This window comes from Amaricoccus sp. (assembly GCF_047602525.1).
Lineage (GTDB): Bacteria > Pseudomonadota > Alphaproteobacteria > Rhodobacterales > Rhodobacteraceae > Amaricoccus.
This window is the reverse complement of record NZ_JASGHB010000001.1, coordinates 2,064,597-2,079,963: the sequence shown is the minus strand read 5'-3', so window position 1 is coordinate 2,079,963 and position 15,367 is coordinate 2,064,597. Positions and strand designations below refer to the sequence as shown.

Genomic DNA, 15,367 nt, shown 5'->3' with positions numbered 1-15,367 from the left:
CATCATGTGCCGTGCGCCGCCCCGGATGTCTACCGGCGGCGTTCGGCGCGCAGGCGCAGCAGCACCGCAAGGGCGTTCAGCGCGACGAGCAGGAGGAGCAGCACGAGGATCGCTGCGGCGGCGCGGGCGACGAAGCCTGCCTCCGGGCCGTCGGCCCAGAGCAGGATCTGGGTGGGCAGCGTGGTCGCGGCGTCGGTCGGCGTGTACGGGCCGCTGGTCAGGAAGGCGCTCATGCCGATGATGAGCAGCGGGGCGGCTTCGCCGAGCGCCTGCGCCACCGCGGCGATGGCGCCGGTGAGGATGCCGGGCAGCGCCAGCGGCAGGACGTGGTGCAGCACGACCTGATGCCGCGAGGCGCCGACCGCAAAGCCCGCCTCGCGGATCGCCGACGGCACCCGGCGCAGCGCGAGGCGGGTGCCGATCACCACGGTCGGCAGCGTCATGAGTGCGAGCACCATCCCGGCGACCAGCGGCGACGAGCGCGGCAGGCCGAGGCCGGCGATGAAGATCGCGAGCCCGAGCAGGCCGAAGACGATCGGCGGGACCGCGGCGAGGTTGTTGATGTTCGCCTCGATCACCGCGGTGAGCCGGGTGCGCGGCGCCAGCTCTTCGAGCAGGATCGCCGTGCCGATGCCGATCGGCAGGCTGAGCGCGAGGCAGATCGCGAGCGCCATCGCCGAGCCGGCGAGCGCGCCCGCGAGGCCGGCCATCTCGGGAAAGCGGCTGTCGTGGTTGGTGAGGAGCCCGACGTTCAGTGCCCACGCCACCTTGCCGGCGGCGACGAGCTGGTCGAAGGCGGCGATCTCGGCGTCGTTGAGGCGGCGCGCCGCCTCAGGGGCCGCGCGGTCGACGTGGCCCCGCGCGAGCTGGTCGAAGGCGTCGGCGGCAGGGAGCGTGAGGACGACGTGCCGGCCGATCATCCCCGGGTCGGCCAGCACGGCCCGGCGGACGAGGTGGGGCGCGGCGGGCGTCGGCACGCGCGCGGCGGCGCGGGCCTCGCGCGGCGGTGCGTCGGGCAGCAGCCCGGCGGCGCCGCGCGCCACGACGGCGCGAAAGTCGCCCGCCGCCGGGTCGGCGGCGCTGACGAGCGCCGGGTCGATGTAGAACTCGACCCGCACCGTGGTCTGGGTGAAGGCGGGCACGCTGGCGATGAGAATTGCCGCCAGCATCAGGCCGAGCAGCCCGAGCGCGAGGGCCACGGCGCCGGCGCCCAGGCGGTAGAGCCAGCGGTCGGTGGCGGCGCGCCGCCGGCGGCGCGGGTCTTCGGGGCGCGTGGACCTCACCGCGGTTCTGCCCGGTGGGCGCGCCGGATCAGGCGGAGCGCGAGCAGGTTGAGGCAGAAGGTCGCGGCGAACAGCGTGAGCCCGAGTGCGAAGGCGGCCAGCGTGCGCGGGTCGTCGAGCGGCGCGTCGCTGGCCAGCAGGGTGACGATCTGCACGGTGACGGTGGTGGTGGTGCCGAGCGGGTCGAGCGAGGCGGTGGCGACGAGGCCCGCGGCCATGAGCACGATCATCGTCTCGCCCACGATCCGGGACAGCGCCAGCAGGATGCCGCCGAGGATCCCGGGCATCGCCGCGGGCAGCAGCACGTGCAGGACCGTCTCGGCCCGGGTCGCGCCGACCGCGAGCGAGGCCTCGCGCAGGTCGCGCGGCACCGCGCCGAGGGCGTCGTCGGCGAGCGAGGAGACGAGCGGCAGGATCATCACGCCGGTGACGAGCCCGACCGCGAGCGCCGAGTTCGGCGAGACCTCGAGGCCGAGCGCCATCCCGGCCCGCTGCACCGCCGGGGCGACGGCGAGCAGCGCGGTGAAGCCGTAGACCACCGTCGGGACGCCCGCGAGGATTTCGAGCGCGGGCCGTGCCCAGGCCCGGGTGTCGGCGCGGGCGTATTCGACGAGGTGGATCGCCACGAGCAGGCCGAGCGGCACCGCGACCGCCATGGCGATGCCGGCGACGAGCAGCGTGCCGGCAAAGACCGGCAGCGCGCCGAAGGCGGCATCGCCCGCCACCTGATCCGCGCGCAGCGCCACGTCCGGATCCCAGGTGGTGCCGAGGAAGAATGCACCCGGGCGGACCAGCCGGAAGAACGCCACCGCCTCGCCGGCCAGCGACAGCAGGATCGCGAGCGTGGTGAGCAGCGCGACCGAGGCGCAGGCGACGAGCCCCGCGGTCAGCACCCGCTCGACCGCGGTGCGCGCCCGCAGCCGGGGTCCGAGCCGGGCGCGCACCGCGAGAAAGCCCGCGAGCATCGCGGCGGCGGTGATGGCGAAGAAGCCGAGCTGGCCGATGCCGCGCCAGCGCGCGAGCCGCAGGCCGGCCTCGACCACGGCCGGATCGGCGTGCGGCAGCGCGCGGCCCGCCGCGATGGCGTGGCTCTCGGCCAGGATCAGCGCGCGCCCGCCAGTGTCCGCGGTCTGCACCAGCCCGTGCGGCAGGCCGGCGAGCAGCAGCCGGTCGAGCGCGACGGGCTCGAGCACCGACCAGGCCGTGATCGCAGCGAGCCCGGGCAGCGCCACGGCGAGGGCGAGAAGCGCGCCGTGGTAGGCCGGACGGGTACGCCGCGGGCCGACGCCGTACTCCCGGGCGGCGGCGCGCCCGGTGAAGAACGCGGCGGCGGCGAAGAGCAGCGTGGCGAGGACGAGCGAGCCGGCCATCTCAGTCGTCCGAAAGCGGCGTGCCGGCCGCCATCACTGCCCGCTGGTGCGCCCTCTCCGCGGCGGCGAGCGGGACGAGGCCGCGCTCGGCGAGGTAGCCGTCCGGGCCGATCGCGGCTTCCGAGACATATTCCGCGAGAAAGCCGTCGAGCCCGGGGATCACCCCGCGGTGGGCGTTCTTCACATAGAGGTAAAGCGGGCGGATCGCGCCGTATGCGCCCGACGCGATCGCCTCGCCCGTCGGCTCGACACCGTCGAGGGCGGCGCCGCGCAGCCGGTCGGCATTCTCGTAGAGCAGCGAATAGCCGAAGATGCCGACGGCGCCCGGGTCGGCGGCGAGGCGGCGGACGGTCACGGTATCGCTCTCGCCCGCCGCGATGAACGGGCCGTCCTGGCGGATCCGGCCGCACACGCCCGCACGCTCGGGCTCGGGCAGCGCCGCGATGGCGGGAAACGCCCGGCAGCCCTGGTCAAGGATCAGCGCGACCAGCGCGTCGCGGGTGCCCGAGGTGAGCGGCGGCCCGAAGACCTCGATCGGCGCATCGGGCAGGCGGGGGTCGATGTCGCGCCACCGGCGATAGGGGTTCGGCACGATGGCGCCGTCGACCTCCACCGATGCGCCGATCGCCTGGAACAGCTCGGCGCGGCTGAAGTCGGTGGGCACGGCGTCGCGCGACTGGGCGATGACGACGGCATCCTCGCCGAAGCGCACCTCGGTCAGGTCGGCGACGCCGTTGCGGCGGCAGAGCGCCCGCTCGGAGGGCAGGATCCGGCGCGAGGCGACGGTGACGTCGGGTGTGCGCGGCCCGACGCCGGCGCAGAAGATCCGCAGGCCGCCGCCGGTGCCGGTGGCCTCGACCACGGGCGAGGGCTGGCCCGTCTCGCCGGCGAACTCCTCCGCGACCGCCTGGGAATAGGGAAAGGCCGTCGACGAGCCGACCACCCGCACCTGCTCGCGCGTCGCACCGGCCGCGGCGGCGGCCGGCAGCACGAGCAGGCAGAGGGCGAGGCGGGCGGCGCGGCGCACGGGCGATCCTGTCGAGGGCGGCGGGCGATTCGGCCCGCCGCGAGGCTGGCCAGACCGTGCCGGCGATGCGCGCGCGCGACAAGCCGCCGGCGGCCGGGTGCCGCGCGCCCCGAGCGCCGGAGCGGCGCTTGCCATGCCCGCGAGGGTGTGACACACCCGTCGCCAACCTTTGTGGAGCCGGCGTTTGCGAGTGCCTGATTTCCCGTTGCACGGACCCCTTCGGATCGCTGCATCCCGGCCGGCCGGAGCCTCGGCGTGACGCCGCCGATCACCGACACGGATGCGCTCGCCCGCTTCTGCGCCGAGGCCGCCGCGTATCCCTACATCACTGTCGACACCGAGTTCCTCCGCGAGCGCACCTACTATGCCCAGCTCTGCCTCGTGCAGCTTGCCCGCCCGGGCAAGGGGGAAGAGGGCGCGGTGCTGGTGGACACGCTGGCCGATACCCTGTCGCTCGAACCGCTCTACGAGCTGTTCCGCAACCGGGGCGTGGTGAAGGTCTTTCACGCCGCGCGGCAGGATCTGGAGATTTTCGAGGTCGAGGCCGGCACGCTGCCGGACCCGTTCTTCGATACCCAGGTCGCGGCCATGGTCTGCGGCTATGGCGATCAGGTGGGCTATGAGACGCTCGTGCGGCAGGTGGCTCGGGCGTCGATCGACAAGTCGTCGCGCTTCACCGACTGGAGCCGGCGGCCGCTCAGCCCGGCGCAGATGACCTATGCGCTCGCCGACGTGACGCACCTGCGCCGGATCTACGAGGTGCTGTCCCGGCAGCTCGAGGAGACCGGGCGCGCGGCGTGGGTGGAGGAGGAGCTGGCCGTCCTCACCGACCCGGCGACCTATCGCGCCGACCCGGCCGAGGCGTGGACCCGGATCAAGACGCGCTCGACCGCGCCGCGGTTTCTCGCCGCGCTGCGCGAGCTGGCGCGGTTCCGCGAGACCATGGCGCAGTCGAAGAACGTGCCGCGCGCGCGGATCCTGAAGGACGACGCGTTGCTCGAGCTGGCCGCGAACCGGCCGAAGACCGTCGAGGAGCTCGGCAAGTCGCGCCTGCTGCTGCGCGAGGGGCGGCGCGGCGACGTCGCCGACGGCCTGCTCGCCGCCATCGCCACGGCCGAGGCCCTGCCGGCCTCGGAAGTGCCGCACGTCGCCGAGCCGCCGGCGCGCAAGCCCGGTTCGGAGGCGCTCGCCGACCTGCTGCGCGTGCTGCTGAAGGCGCGCGCCGAAAGCGCCGGTGTCGCCCAGCGGCTGATTGCGTCGAGCGCGGATCTCGACGCGCTGGCCAACGGCACGCCGGAGGACGAGATCCCGGCGCTGCACGGCTGGCGGCTCGAGGTGTTCGGCGCCGATGCGCTGCGGCTGAAGCGGGGCGAGATCGCCCTCGCGGCGCAGGGCAACAGCGTGCGCGTGGTGCCGCTGACCCAGGACTAGCCGGGTCGACGGCCCTGCGCGCGGGCTTGACGGGCGAAGGGGGCCCCGGATGGACTCAACCGAATACCTCGGCTTCATCGCGAGCATCTTCGGGACGGTCGCCTTCCTGCCGCAGGTGGCGAAGACCTGGCGCACGCAGAGCGCGCAGGATTTCAGCCTGGCGACCTTGCTGCTGCTCGAGGCGGGGGTGGGGCTCTGGATGGTCTACGGCATCCTGCGCGCGGCGCCGGCAATCTGGTTCGGCAACGGCGTCACCTTCTGCCTCGCGGGATACATCCTGATCGTGAAGCTCCGGGGCGCGCGCCGCCCGGCGCCGCGGCCCTAACCCTCGCCCAGCATCTCGCGGCGGCGCCGCTCGGATTCGTCGGCGTAGCGGCGCAGGACGTACGCCTCGGTCAGCAGGCCCACGGGGCGGTTCTGCATGTCGGTGACGGCGAGCGCCTCGGCCTCGGCGCGGTCGAAGAGCAGCGCCGCCTCGCGGATGTTCATCGTCGGCTTCAGCATCGTCGCGGTCAGCCGCAGGAGGGGGGCGATGTCGCGGATCCCGGGATCGGTGATCCCGTGCGCGTCGGCGACGATCACCATGCCGGCATAGCGTCCCTCGGGATCGAGGGCGACGACGCGGGTCGCCGAGCCGAGCGGGTAGAGCCTGCGAAAATCGTCGAGGCCGGTGTTGCGCGGCACCGTCTTCAGGTCGGGGCGCATCATCCGGCCGACGGTCAGGTCGCGGATCCAGCCGACATCGGCCGCGCTCCGGATCGTCTCGCCCCGCAGGTGGAAGCGCCACGTGGCGAAGGTGTAGCCGAACAGCTCGCGGGTGACGACCGTGGCGACGATGACGCCGATCAGCACCGCGGCGGCCAGCCAGAAGTCGCCGGTGGTCTCGAGCACGATGAAGGTCATGGTGAGCGGCCCGCCGATCACCGAGGCCGACAGCGCGCCGAGGCCGAGCACGGCATAGACGTCGGATTCGAGGCCCGCGCCCGGCCAGAGCCAGTTGCCCGCCGCGGCGAACAGCCGCCCGCCGAGCGCGCCGAGCAGCAGCGAGGCGAAGAACAGGCCGCCGCGAAAGCCCGAGCCGAGCGAGACGATCGAGGCCGCCGCCTTGCAGATTAGGATCGTCGCCACGAGGTCGAGCGGCAGCGCCAGCATCGCGTTCACGTGCAGCGCGCCATGGCCCGAGGCGAGCACCTGCGGCGTGACGAGCGCCAGGCCCCCGACCAGCACCCCCCCGATCCCGAGCCGGATCGGCGGCGGCAGGCGCAGCGCGCGCATCAGCCGTTCCCAGAGCTCGACGCCGCGCATGAGCCCGATGCCGAAGAACGCCGCCGTCAGGCCGAGCAGGCTGGCGGTCACGAGGTCATGGCCGGTGATGGTGTGGGCGCTGAGGGTGAAGAGCTCGATCGCGTGCGGCTCGAAGGCGCGGGCGACGAGCCAGCCGTTCAGCGCGGCGATGCCGACCGGCGCGAGGCCGAGCGGGGTATAGGCGCCGATGACCAGCTCGAAGGCGTAGAACGCGCCGCCGAGCGGTGCGCCGAACGCGCCGGCGATCGCTCCCGCCGCGCCGCAGCCGACGAGCAGGCGCAGGTCGTTTCGGCGGACGTGGAACAGGCGCCCGAGCCAGGAGGCAAGGCCGCTCGCGAGCTGGGTATAACCGGCCTCGAGCCCGACGGAGGCGCCGACGCCGCTCGACCAGACGGTCTGGCCGGCGACGACGAGGCTGTCGCGGATCGACATGCGGCCGCCGCGCAGGGCGTTGGCCTCGATGGGGTCGACCGGCGGCTCGGGCCGCCAGCGGGCGAGCGCGAGGAACGCAAGGCCGAGGACGATGCCGCCGGCCGCCGGGATCAGCGCCTGCGACGGCCAGATCTCGGGCAGCGCCGAGAGCCGCTGGCGGAACGGGATGCCGAAGAGCCCGGCGTGCATCAACCCGACGAGCGCCCCCATTCCGGCGACGACCAGCCCGCCCACGGCGCCCACCACCGCGGCGAGCACGATGATGCTCGACTCCCGCGAGCGCACCAGCGCGCGCAGGCGTTTCGGCGCGGAGAAGGGCAGGCGCTCGTCCATGCCCCTCAGTGCCGGCGGCGACGGGCAATTGCAATCCGGCCGGGTGGGCGCTCCGCCGCGCAGGCTGGGGACGAGGTGCGCCCTGCTCGCTCCCCGCCGTTGCAAGATGCCGAAACCGAAACTGATCCGCCGCGCCCTTCCGCCGGGACTCGCCCGCTGCTAGAACCCGGGCGACCCGAGTGCTGCCCGGAGGCTTCATGCCCGTCGCCGTCATCGTTCTCGCCGCCGGCCAGGGCACGCGAATGAACTCAGACCTGCCGAAGGTGCTGCACCCGCTCGCCTCCGCGCCGCTCCTTGCACATGCGCTCGCGGCCGCGCGGGCGCTCGATCCCGAGCGGACCATCCTCGTCACCGGGCACGGCGGCGAGGCGGTGGACGAGGTTGCCCGCGGGATCGACCCCGAGATCCGCGTCGTCCACCAGGAGGAGCAGCTCGGCACCGGGCATGCCGTGCGACAGGCCGAGGCGGAGCTGGCGGGCTTCGAGGGCGATGTGGTCGTGCTCTACGCCGACACGCCGCTGGTCCGCGCGGAAACGCTGGCCGCGATGCTCGAGGCCCGCGCGGGTGGTGCTGCGGTCGTCGTCCTCGGCTTCGAGGCGGCGGATCCCGGCGGCTATGGCCGGCTCGTCGTCGCCGACGGGGCGCTGGAGGCGATCGTCGAGGCGAAGGACGCGACGCCCGGCGAGCGGGCGATCCGGCTCTGCAACTCCGGGCTGATGGCGGCGGATGCGCAGACTCTGGTCGCGCTGCTCGCCGAGGTGACGAACGACAATGCCAAGGGCGAATACTACCTGACCGACGTGGTGGCGCTGGCCCGGGCGCGCGGCCTCGACGCACGGGCGATCACCTGCGACGAGGCGGAAACGCTGGGGGTGAACAGCCGGGCCGATCTCGCCGCGGCCGAGGCGGCGTTCCAGGCGCGGGCGCGGGTGGACGCTCTGGCGAACGGCACGACTCTGATTGATCCCGCGACCGTCTGGTTCGCGCTCGACACCCACGTCGGCCGCGACGTGACGATCGGGCCGAATGTCTTCTTCGGGCCGGAGGTGACGGTGGAGTCGGGCGCCACCATCCTCGGCTTCTCGCACCTTGCGGGCTGCCACATCAGCCGTGGCGCCAGCGTCGGGCCGTTCGCCCGCCTGAGGCCGGGGGCCGAGATCGCCGAGGACGTGCACATCGGCAACTTCGTCGAGGTGAAGAACGCCATCGTCGAGGAGGGCGCCAAGGCGAACCATCTCACCTATATCGGCGACGCGCGGATCGGCGCGGGCGCCAACATCGGCGCGGGCACCATCACCTGCAACTACGACGGCGTTTTCAAGCACCGAACCGAGATCGGCGCCCACGCCTTCATCGGCTCCAACAGCGCGCTCGTCGCGCCGGTGCGGATCGGCGAGCGCGCGCTGATCGGCGCAGGGTCGGTCATCACCCAGGACGTGCCGGCCGACGCGCTGGCCGTCGCCCGCGGCAAGCAGGAGGTGAAGCCGGGGCTCGGCGGGCGGCTGATGGACGGGCTGCGCGCCCTCAAGAAGAAGGCGACCAACTGATGTGCGGCATCGTCGCGATCCTCGGGCGGCACGAGGTGGCGCCGCTGATCCTCGAGTCGCTGAAGCGGCTGGAATACCGCGGCTACGACAGCGCCGGCATCGCCACCGTCGACCACGGCCGGCTCGGCCGGCGCCGCGCGGTGGGCAAGCTCATCGCGCTTTCCGACCTGCTGGTGCACGAGCCGATCCGCGGCCACACCGGCATCGGTCATACCCGCTGGGCGACGCACGGCGGTCCCTCGGAACGCAACGCCCACCCGCACGTCGCGGGCGGCGTCGCGGTGGTCCACAACGGCATCATCGAGAACTTCCGCGCGCTCCGCACCGAGCTGGAGGCCGACGGTCGCGTCTTCGAGACCGAGACCGACACCGAGGCGGTGGCGCAGCTCTGCGCCCGCGAGCTGGCGCGCGGCCTGCCCCCCGTCGAGGCGGCCCGGGCGACGCTGCGCCGGCTCGAGGGCGCCTTTGCGCTCTGCTTCCTGTTCGAGGGCGAGGACGACCTGCTGGTGGCCGCCCGCCGCGGCTCGCCGCTGGCGGTGGGCTATGGCGACGGCGAGAGCTTCGTCGGTTCCGACGCGCTGGCGCTGGCGCCGCTCACCAACCGCATCGCGTATCTGGAGGAGGGCGACCACGCCGTCCTGACCCGCGCGGCGATCGAGATCTTCGATGCCGCCGGAACCCCCGCCGAACGGGTGCTCCACACCGTTCAGCTCGAGAACTTCCAGGCCGAGAAGGGGCTCTACAAGCACTTCATGGCCAAGGAGATCCACGAGCAGCCGGGCGTGCTGGCCGATGCGCTCGCCCGCTACCTGACGCCGGACCGGACCGGCGTGCGCCTGCCCGTGCCGGTCGATTTCACCGACGCGAACCGGGTGGTGCTCGTGGCCTGCGGCACGGCGCACTATGCCTGCCACGTGGCGAAGTACTGGTTCGAGCGGCTGGCCCGCCTGCCGGTCGAGATCGAGGTGGCGTCCGAATTCCGCTATCGCGAGCCGCCGCTCGACGCGGGCACGCTCGGGATCTTCGTCAGCCAGTCGGGCGAGACCGCCGACACGCTCGCGGCGCTGCGCTACGTCAAGGCGGCGGGCGGGCGGACGATCGCCGTCGTGAACGTCGAGACCTCGACGATCGCGCGCGAGAGCGCAACGGCGCTGCCGATCCTCGCAGGGCCGGAGATCGGCGTCGCTTCGACCAAGGCGTTCACCTGCCAGCTCGCGGTCCTCGCCAGCCTCGCGATCGCCGCCGGCCGGCAGCGCGGCACGCTCGATGCGGGCGAGGAGGCGCGCCTGACGGCGGCGCTGGCCGCCGCCCCCGGCCTCATCTCGCGCGCGCTGACGCTGGAGCCGGAGATCGCAGAGCTGGCGCGCGACCTGTCGCGGGCGTCGGACGTGCTGTTCCTCGGGCGGGGGATCATGTATCCTCTCGCGCTCGAAGGTGCGCTGAAACTTAAGGAAATCAGCTATATACACGCCGAAGGTTATGCGTCGGGCGAGCTGAAGCACGGGCCGATCGCGCTGGTCGACGATACGGTGCCGGTGATCGTGCTCGCTCCGACCGATCCGCTGTTCGACAAGACCGTCTCGAACATGCAGGAGGTGATGGCCCGCGACGGCAAGGTGCTGCTGCTCTCCGACGCCGCGGGCATTGCCGCTGCGGGCGAGGGGGCCTGGCGCTGTCTGGCGCTGCCGACGCTCGACCCGTTCGTCGCGCCGATCGTCTATGCCGCGCCGGCGCAGCTCATCGCCTACCACACCGCGATCCTGAAGGGCACCGACGTGGACCAGCCACGCAACCTCGCGAAGTCCGTCACGGTGGAGTAAGGGCGACCCGACGGGCGAGGCGGGCGCCCGGGGTTAACCTCGGCTAATCCGCGTGGTATCAGTCACTTGCCGGTCATCTCACGCGTGAACTCAGCCATGGACTCAACCGCTGCCCTGTCCGCCCTGCAGGCCCTCGCCGATCCGGCGAAGGCCGCCGAGATGGCGGCGTATCACAAGGCGCCGCGGGTCTACCTCGGGATCGCGCTGCCCGACGTCGAGCCGCTGGTCGCCGAGTGGCGCGCGGGGATGGACGTCGCCGGCCGCGTCACGCTTGCCGCCGGGCTCTGGGACAGCGACGTCCATGAGGCGCGCATCGCCGCTGCAAAGCTGCTGACCCAGGCGCGCATCCGCGAGGACGAGGCGCTGGTCTGGGCCGAGGTCCGGCGCTGGGTGCCGCAGTTCGACGCCTGGGCGATCGCCGACCACGCCTGCAAGGCGATCGAGCGCCGCCTGGCCGCCGAGCCCGCCCGCCTCGACGAGGTGGAGGGGTGGGCGGCCGATCCGGCGATGTGGGTCCGGCGCGCGGCGCTGGTCGCCACGCTGCCATGGGCGAAGCTCACCCATCCGTCGGCTGCCGAGGTATCGGAGCGCGAGCGTATCCTTGGCTGGGCTGCGGCACTGGTCGGGGATCGCGACTGGTTCATCCAGAAGGCGATCGGCTGGTGGCTGCGCACCCTCTCGCGCCACGATGCCGCCCGGGTCACCGCTTTTGTCGAGGGCCCCGGCGCGGGCCTCAAGTCTTTTGCCCGCCGCGAGGCGCTGCGCCGGATCTGATAGCCTCAGAGCGCGGCTTGCGCCGCCAGGCGGTTCAGGTCGTCCTCGACCGAGAGGATCAGCCGATAGCGGATCGCGTCATGGTCGTCTTCGGACCCGTGCGACAACGCCTTCCAGATCGCGAGCTTGTTGCGGACGGCGAGCAGCGTGTCGGCGCTGGTGCCGATCGCGCGCTCGACCACGGTCGACTCGAGCTTTTGCAGCGTTTCGATCTCGGCGGCGGCGGTGCAGGCCGCATCCCAGCTCGGTTCCAGCTCGTTCGCCTTTTCCTCGAGGAGGCCCTCGATCAGGCTGAGATAACCGCGCAGCCGATCGAGGTCCGCCGGCAGCGCCACGGAGCCCTCCCTGAGGGCCCGAACCAGCTGCACGTCCAATTTCGGGTCAATGCACACGCCACGCTCCCGTCAGGTCTCCGGGGCAGATAAGGCTGATCGTTGACTGCGACAATCAACCTCCTCCCGTAACGTGTTTACGTGACACCTGGCTCCGGGAGGCGGGGCGAGCCTGGGCAAAATCGGCGGAATTCCGCAGATTAAGCAATTCATATCAATATCTTATAGGTGAGACGGACCCGTCGTCGAAAAAATCGCGTCAGCTGAGCGCGTCGGCGGGAAGGAGGCCGAAGCCGAGGCCGCGCAGCGCCGCCGACATCCGGTCGTAGACGCCGAGCTTGAGGTAGATCCGCCGCAGGTGGGCATCGACCGTGTGCGCGGAGATCCCGAGGATCTCCGCGATCGAGACGTTGCTCTTGCCCCGCGCGACCCAGCCGAGGATCTCGGCCTCGCGCGAGGAGAGGCTCGGCATCTTGCCGAGTGCGGGGATCAGCAGCTCGCAATAGCGCAGGTGCATCGCCTGGCAGACCCAGCGCAGCGTCTCGAGCACCTCGGGCCGCAGGCGAACCGAATGGTGCAGGTCGATGGCGAGGATGCCGTTGCGCCCGTTCGGGCCGAAGACCTGGATCCCGAGGCCGTTCTCGACGCCGTGCAGCCGGTATTCCGACAGGTGCTCGGCCTCGCGCGGGGTAAGGGCGTCGAGCGAGCCCATTTCGTCGAGATAGATCGGCCGCACGGTGTTCTGCAGGAGCGCCGCCAGCGCCGCGATGCCACGCGCCCGGGCGCTCAGGTACTGCTGGAGCAGCGCCTCTCCGAACCCGGCATTCTCGACGCGCAGCAGGCCGGCATCCGGCGCTCCCGGCGGCGGCAGGTGGTGGTAGCCGATGCGGCTGATGCCGACGGGGCGAACCGACGCGACGAGCGCGCGCCAGACATCCTCGAGCCGTGTCAGGCTCTCGATCTTGAACGCGAAGGCGATGGGGTCCATTGGGCGGCCTCGCAACCGTCACGCGAGCATCACGATCGCGTACCCCCCGCAGGATCGCGGGTCAAGCCTTCGGGGCAGCATGTTTCATCCGAGTTTTTGCCCGGGCCTTGAAAGCAAGGGGGGGGCCTTCTAAGATTTATCCGGGGAGAAACGCTTGGCAGCCACACCGCGACTGATTGATCCGTTCCGCCGGGCCATCACGTATCTGCGCGTGTCGGTCACGGATCGGTGCGACTTTCGCTGTGTTTACTGCATGTCCGAGCACATGGAGTTTCTGCCCAAGGCAGATCTGCTCACCCTGGAGGAGCTGGATCGGCTGTGCTCGACCTTCATCGGCCTGGGGGTCGAGAAGCTGCGGGTGACGGGCGGAGAGCCCCTCGTCCGCAAGGGGATCATGACCTTCTTCCGGGCCATGGCGCGCCACCTCGACAGCGGCCGGTTGAAGGAACTGACGCTCACCACGAACGGCAGCCAGCTCGGGCGGTTCGCGGCGGAGCTGGCCGCCTGTGGCGTGCGGCGGGTGAACGTCTCGCTCGACACGCTCGACCCGGACAAGTTCGCACGGATCACCCGGTGGGGGCGCCTGCGGCAGGTGATGGACGGCATCGACGCCGCCGCAGATGCCGGCCTCGCCGTCAAGATCAACGCCGTCGCGCTCAAGGGGGTGAACGATGACGAGGTTCACGACCTGGTCGCCTGGTGCGGGGCGCGCGGGTTCGACCTGACGTTCATCGAGGTGATGCCGATGGGCGACCTCGGCAACGAGGACCGGCTGGAGCAGTACCTTTCGCTCCGCGACCTGCGGGCGGAGCTGGCGACGCGCTGGACGCTGACCGATACGCTGGAGCGGACCGGCGGGCCGGCGCGTTATGTCAGGGTCGGCGAGACCGGCGGGCGGATCGGCTTCATCACGCCGCTCACGCACAACTTCTGCGAAAGCTGCAACCGGGTGCGGCTGACCTGCACCGGGCAGCTCTACATGTGCCTCGGGCAGACCGACGACGCGGACCTGCGGGCGGTGCTGCGGGCGCACCCCGGCGACGACGCGCCTCTCGAGGCGGCGATCGCACGGGCGATCGCCCGCAAGCCGAAGGGCCACGACTTCGACTATTCCCGGCAGGCGGTGAGCGGGCAGGTGCCCCGCCACATGAGCCACACGGGAGGATGAGCGCGGGCGCACGAGTCGGACGCAAGGGCGGGGCAACCGGCGGGGAACGACGCCGGGTTCCGACCGTTGACCAATTCGACAACCGGGTACGGAGGCAATAGGGCAATGGTGGGCAGTCTGATCCGATGGGGCGCGCTGGGAACGGTGGTGTTGCTGGTCCGGGCGATCGTCCGGGAGGCGCATGAAAACCGCTCGCCGGTGATCCTGCTGCCGCCCTCGACCGAGAAGCGGCCAGGCACCGGACCGCGGCGCCGCCGGCCGGCGCCGTCGCAGGATGTGGAGGCGCACGACGAGCCGGCGGGGGAGTCGGAGGCGCCGACCGCGTGAGAGACCTGAAATCTGCAAGGGGAACTGAGAGAATGAAGAGAACCGGATCCGCCGTCTGGCAGGGCGGGCTGAAGGACGGCAAGGGCACCGTATCGACCGAGAGCGGCGTGCTCTCGTCCGTGCCCTACAGCTTCGGCAAGCGCTTCGGCGACGAGAAGGGGACCAACCCGGAGGAGCTGATCGGCGCGGCGCACGCCAGCTGTTTCTCGATGGCGCTGTCGGCGGTGCTGGGCGAGGCGGGAATGACGGCGGACGAGATCTCGACCTCGGCGGCGGTGACGGTGGTGCCGGCCGACGGCGGCTTCGCGATCACGGCGGTTCACCTGACGGTGAAGGCGAAGATCCCCGGCGCGAGCGACGCGGACTTCCAGAAGGCCGCCGAGGGCGCGAAGGCGGGCTGCCCCGTCTCAAAGGTGCTGAACGCGGAAATCACCATGGACGCGACGCTGGTGAGCTGACGCCGGGCATTCCGGCCTGAGCCGCGGAGCCTGAACGAGCGCCCGCCGGATCGTCCGGCGGGCGCCTTACGTTTCCGCGTCGCCCGCCAGCCGGTGATACTGGTGGGTGAAGACCGCGACGCCGAGGATCGGCACGATCAGGTTGAGGATCGGCACGCTGAGCGGGATTGCCATGGCGGTGCCGACAACCCAGGTCCGCCAGAAATGCCTGCGCCCGAGGTCTGCCGCGGCGGCGCGTCCGAGGCGGCGGGTGGCGACGAGCTGGAAATACTCGCGCCCGAGCAGGAAGCCGTTGACCACCCAGAAGATCACCGGGGCGAGGGGCGCGACGGAGAAGTAGATCACCAGCCCGACGAGGTTGGCGGCGCAGACGATCAGGAAAAAGCGCAGGGCATCGCCAACCTGCTCGGCCAGCCCGAGGCTGCGGGCGGGTGGCAGGTGCGGATAGTGCCGCGCCTCCACCGCCTCGGCCACGCCTTCGAGGAAGAAGCCGACGACGCCGGCGGCGACCGGCACCATGAGCACGACCGAAAGCGCCAGCATGAGCGCGACGGCGGCCCAGTCGACCAGAGTGTCGATGAACGTGACGGAGCCGAGCCAGGGCAGCGTCACCGTCTCGGGCAGGACGGCGCCGAGGCCGGTCATCACCGCCCAGAACAGCGCCGCGAGGCCGGCGAGGGTGACGAGAAGCGACCACCCGAGGATCCGCAGGAACCGCGGGTCGCCGAGCTGGCCGAGCGCCCGGCCGAAGTCGACGAGAACGCCCATGCGG

General features: G+C 72.0%; 15 protein-coding genes. 8 read left to right on the top strand and 7 right to left on the bottom strand.

The genetic code is table 11. The annotated features are described in order from the left end of the window. Positions 1-29: 29 nt before the first annotated feature. Genes QM699_RS10785 through QM699_RS10775 form a run of 3 tightly spaced genes read right to left on the bottom strand, consistent with a single transcriptional unit; the run spans position 30 to position 3,680 of the window. Positions 30-1,283, bottom strand: coding sequence for a DUF3333 domain-containing protein (locus tag QM699_RS10785; protein ID WP_415011127.1), 1,254 nt, complete (start codon positions 1,281-1,283; stop codon positions 30-32). Next, complete coding sequence (pstC, locus tag QM699_RS10780; RefSeq protein ID WP_415011126.1) at positions 1,280-2,653, bottom strand: phosphate ABC transporter permease subunit PstC; 1,374 nt, start codon at positions 2,651-2,653, stop codon at positions 1,280-1,282. The genes QM699_RS10785 and pstC overlap by 4 nt, the downstream gene beginning before the upstream one ends. A gap of 1 nt (position 2,654) precedes the next feature. After that, a complete protein-coding gene (locus QM699_RS10775; RefSeq protein WP_415011125.1) occupies positions 2,655-3,680 on the bottom strand; it encodes a substrate-binding domain-containing protein in 1,026 nt (341 codons plus the stop codon). A gap of 255 nt (positions 3,681-3,935) precedes the next feature. Here QM699_RS10775 and rnd point away from each other — a divergent pair, with 255 nt between their 5' ends. Both rnd and QM699_RS10765 read left to right on the top strand, forming a co-directional pair. Next, positions 3,936-5,111 (top strand): ribonuclease D, encoded by a 1,176-nt coding sequence (gene rnd, locus QM699_RS10770; RefSeq protein ID WP_415011124.1) that lies wholly within the window; start codon positions 3,936-3,938, stop codon positions 5,109-5,111. 49 nt (positions 5,112-5,160) lie between these two features. Further along, positions 5,161-5,436 carry a SemiSWEET family sugar transporter gene (locus QM699_RS10765; RefSeq protein WP_415011123.1) on the top strand — a complete coding sequence of 92 codons (276 nt, stop codon included), beginning with the start codon at positions 5,161-5,163 and terminating at the stop codon, positions 5,434-5,436. Here QM699_RS10765 and QM699_RS10760 read toward each other — a convergent pair. Continuing rightward, positions 5,433-7,181, bottom strand: a complete 1,749-nt coding sequence (locus QM699_RS10760) for a chloride channel protein (protein WP_415011122.1) — start codon at positions 7,179-7,181, stop codon at positions 5,433-5,435. The two genes, QM699_RS10765 and QM699_RS10760, sit on opposite strands and share 4 nt — an antisense overlap. Positions 7,182-7,378: 197 nt before the next feature. Here QM699_RS10760 and glmU point away from each other — a divergent pair, with 197 nt between their 5' ends. The 3 genes from glmU (at position 7,379) to QM699_RS10745 (ending at position 11,322) form a co-directional block, all read left to right on the top strand. Then, complete coding sequence (gene glmU, locus QM699_RS10755) at positions 7,379-8,728, top strand: bifunctional UDP-N-acetylglucosamine diphosphorylase/glucosamine-1-phosphate N-acetyltransferase GlmU (protein WP_415011121.1); 1,350 nt, start codon at positions 7,379-7,381, stop codon at positions 8,726-8,728. Next, entirely contained in the window at positions 8,728-10,548 is a 1,821-nt protein-coding gene (glmS, locus tag QM699_RS10750) for a glutamine--fructose-6-phosphate transaminase (isomerizing) (protein ID WP_415011120.1), read from the top strand. Before glmU ends, glmS begins: the two co-directional genes overlap by 1 nt. Positions 10,549-10,644: 96 nt before the next feature. Continuing rightward, positions 10,645-11,322: a DNA alkylation repair protein gene (locus QM699_RS10745; protein ID WP_415011119.1), complete on the top strand. Its 678-nt coding sequence runs from the start codon at positions 10,645-10,647 to the stop codon at positions 11,320-11,322. Positions 11,323-11,327: 5 nt separating this feature from the next. Here QM699_RS10745 and QM699_RS10740 read toward each other — a convergent pair whose 3' ends face one another. Then, positions 11,328-11,657: a hypothetical protein gene (locus tag QM699_RS10740; RefSeq protein ID WP_415011118.1), complete on the bottom strand. Its 330-nt coding sequence runs from the start codon at positions 11,655-11,657 to the stop codon at positions 11,328-11,330. A gap of 256 nt (positions 11,658-11,913) precedes the next feature. Beyond that, on the bottom strand, positions 11,914-12,642 hold the full coding sequence (locus tag QM699_RS10735; protein WP_415011117.1) for a LuxR C-terminal-related transcriptional regulator: 729 nt from the start codon (positions 12,640-12,642) through the stop codon (positions 11,914-11,916). Positions 12,643-12,796: 154 nt separating this feature from the next. Here QM699_RS10735 and moaA point away from each other — a divergent pair, with 154 nt between their 5' ends. From moaA to QM699_RS10720, 3 genes are all read left to right on the top strand, one after another. Continuing rightward, complete coding sequence (gene moaA / locus QM699_RS10730; protein WP_415011116.1) at positions 12,797-13,810, top strand: GTP 3',8-cyclase MoaA; 1,014 nt, start codon at positions 12,797-12,799, stop codon at positions 13,808-13,810. Between the two features lie 105 nt (positions 13,811-13,915). Next, positions 13,916-14,137, top strand: a complete 222-nt coding sequence (locus QM699_RS10725) for a hypothetical protein (protein WP_415011115.1) — start codon at positions 13,916-13,918, stop codon at positions 14,135-14,137. Positions 14,138-14,169: 32 nt separating this feature from the next. Further along, entirely contained in the window at positions 14,170-14,595 is a 426-nt protein-coding gene (locus QM699_RS10720; protein WP_415011114.1) for an OsmC family protein, read from the top strand. Positions 14,596-14,661: 66 nt separating this feature from the next. Here QM699_RS10720 and QM699_RS10715 read toward each other — a convergent pair whose 3' ends face one another. Further along, positions 14,662-15,363 (bottom strand): EI24 domain-containing protein, encoded by a 702-nt coding sequence (locus QM699_RS10715; protein ID WP_415011113.1) that lies wholly within the window; start codon positions 15,361-15,363, stop codon positions 14,662-14,664. Positions 15,364-15,367: the final 4 nt, after the last annotated feature.

Excerpts from the sequence above, each read along its gene's own strand:
- pstC (WP_415011126.1), bottom strand. The coding sequence starts at position 2,653 with ATGGCCGGCTCGCTCGTCCTCGCCACGCTGCTCTTCGCCGCCGCCGCG.
- QM699_RS10765 (WP_415011123.1), top strand. The coding sequence starts at position 5,161 with ATGGACTCAACCGAATACCTCGGCTTCATCGCGAGCATCTTCGGGACG.
- QM699_RS10760 (WP_415011122.1), bottom strand. The coding sequence starts at position 7,181 with ATGGACGAGCGCCTGCCCTTCTCCGCGCCGAAACGCCTGCGCGCGCTG.
- glmU (WP_415011121.1), top strand. The coding sequence starts at position 7,379 with ATGCCCGTCGCCGTCATCGTTCTCGCCGCCGGCCAGGGCACGCGAATG.
- glmS (WP_415011120.1), top strand. The coding sequence starts at position 8,728 with ATGTGCGGCATCGTCGCGATCCTCGGGCGGCACGAGGTGGCGCCGCTG.
- QM699_RS10745 (WP_415011119.1), top strand. The coding sequence starts at position 10,645 with ATGGACTCAACCGCTGCCCTGTCCGCCCTGCAGGCCCTCGCCGATCCG.
- QM699_RS10735 (WP_415011117.1), bottom strand. The coding sequence starts at position 12,642 with ATGGACCCCATCGCCTTCGCGTTCAAGATCGAGAGCCTGACACGGCTC.
- QM699_RS10725 (WP_415011115.1), top strand. The coding sequence starts at position 13,916 with ATGGTGGGCAGTCTGATCCGATGGGGCGCGCTGGGAACGGTGGTGTTG.
- QM699_RS10720 (WP_415011114.1), top strand. The coding sequence starts at position 14,170 with ATGAAGAGAACCGGATCCGCCGTCTGGCAGGGCGGGCTGAAGGACGGC.
- QM699_RS10715 (WP_415011113.1), bottom strand. The coding sequence starts at position 15,363 with ATGGGCGTTCTCGTCGACTTCGGCCGGGCGCTCGGCCAGCTCGGCGAC.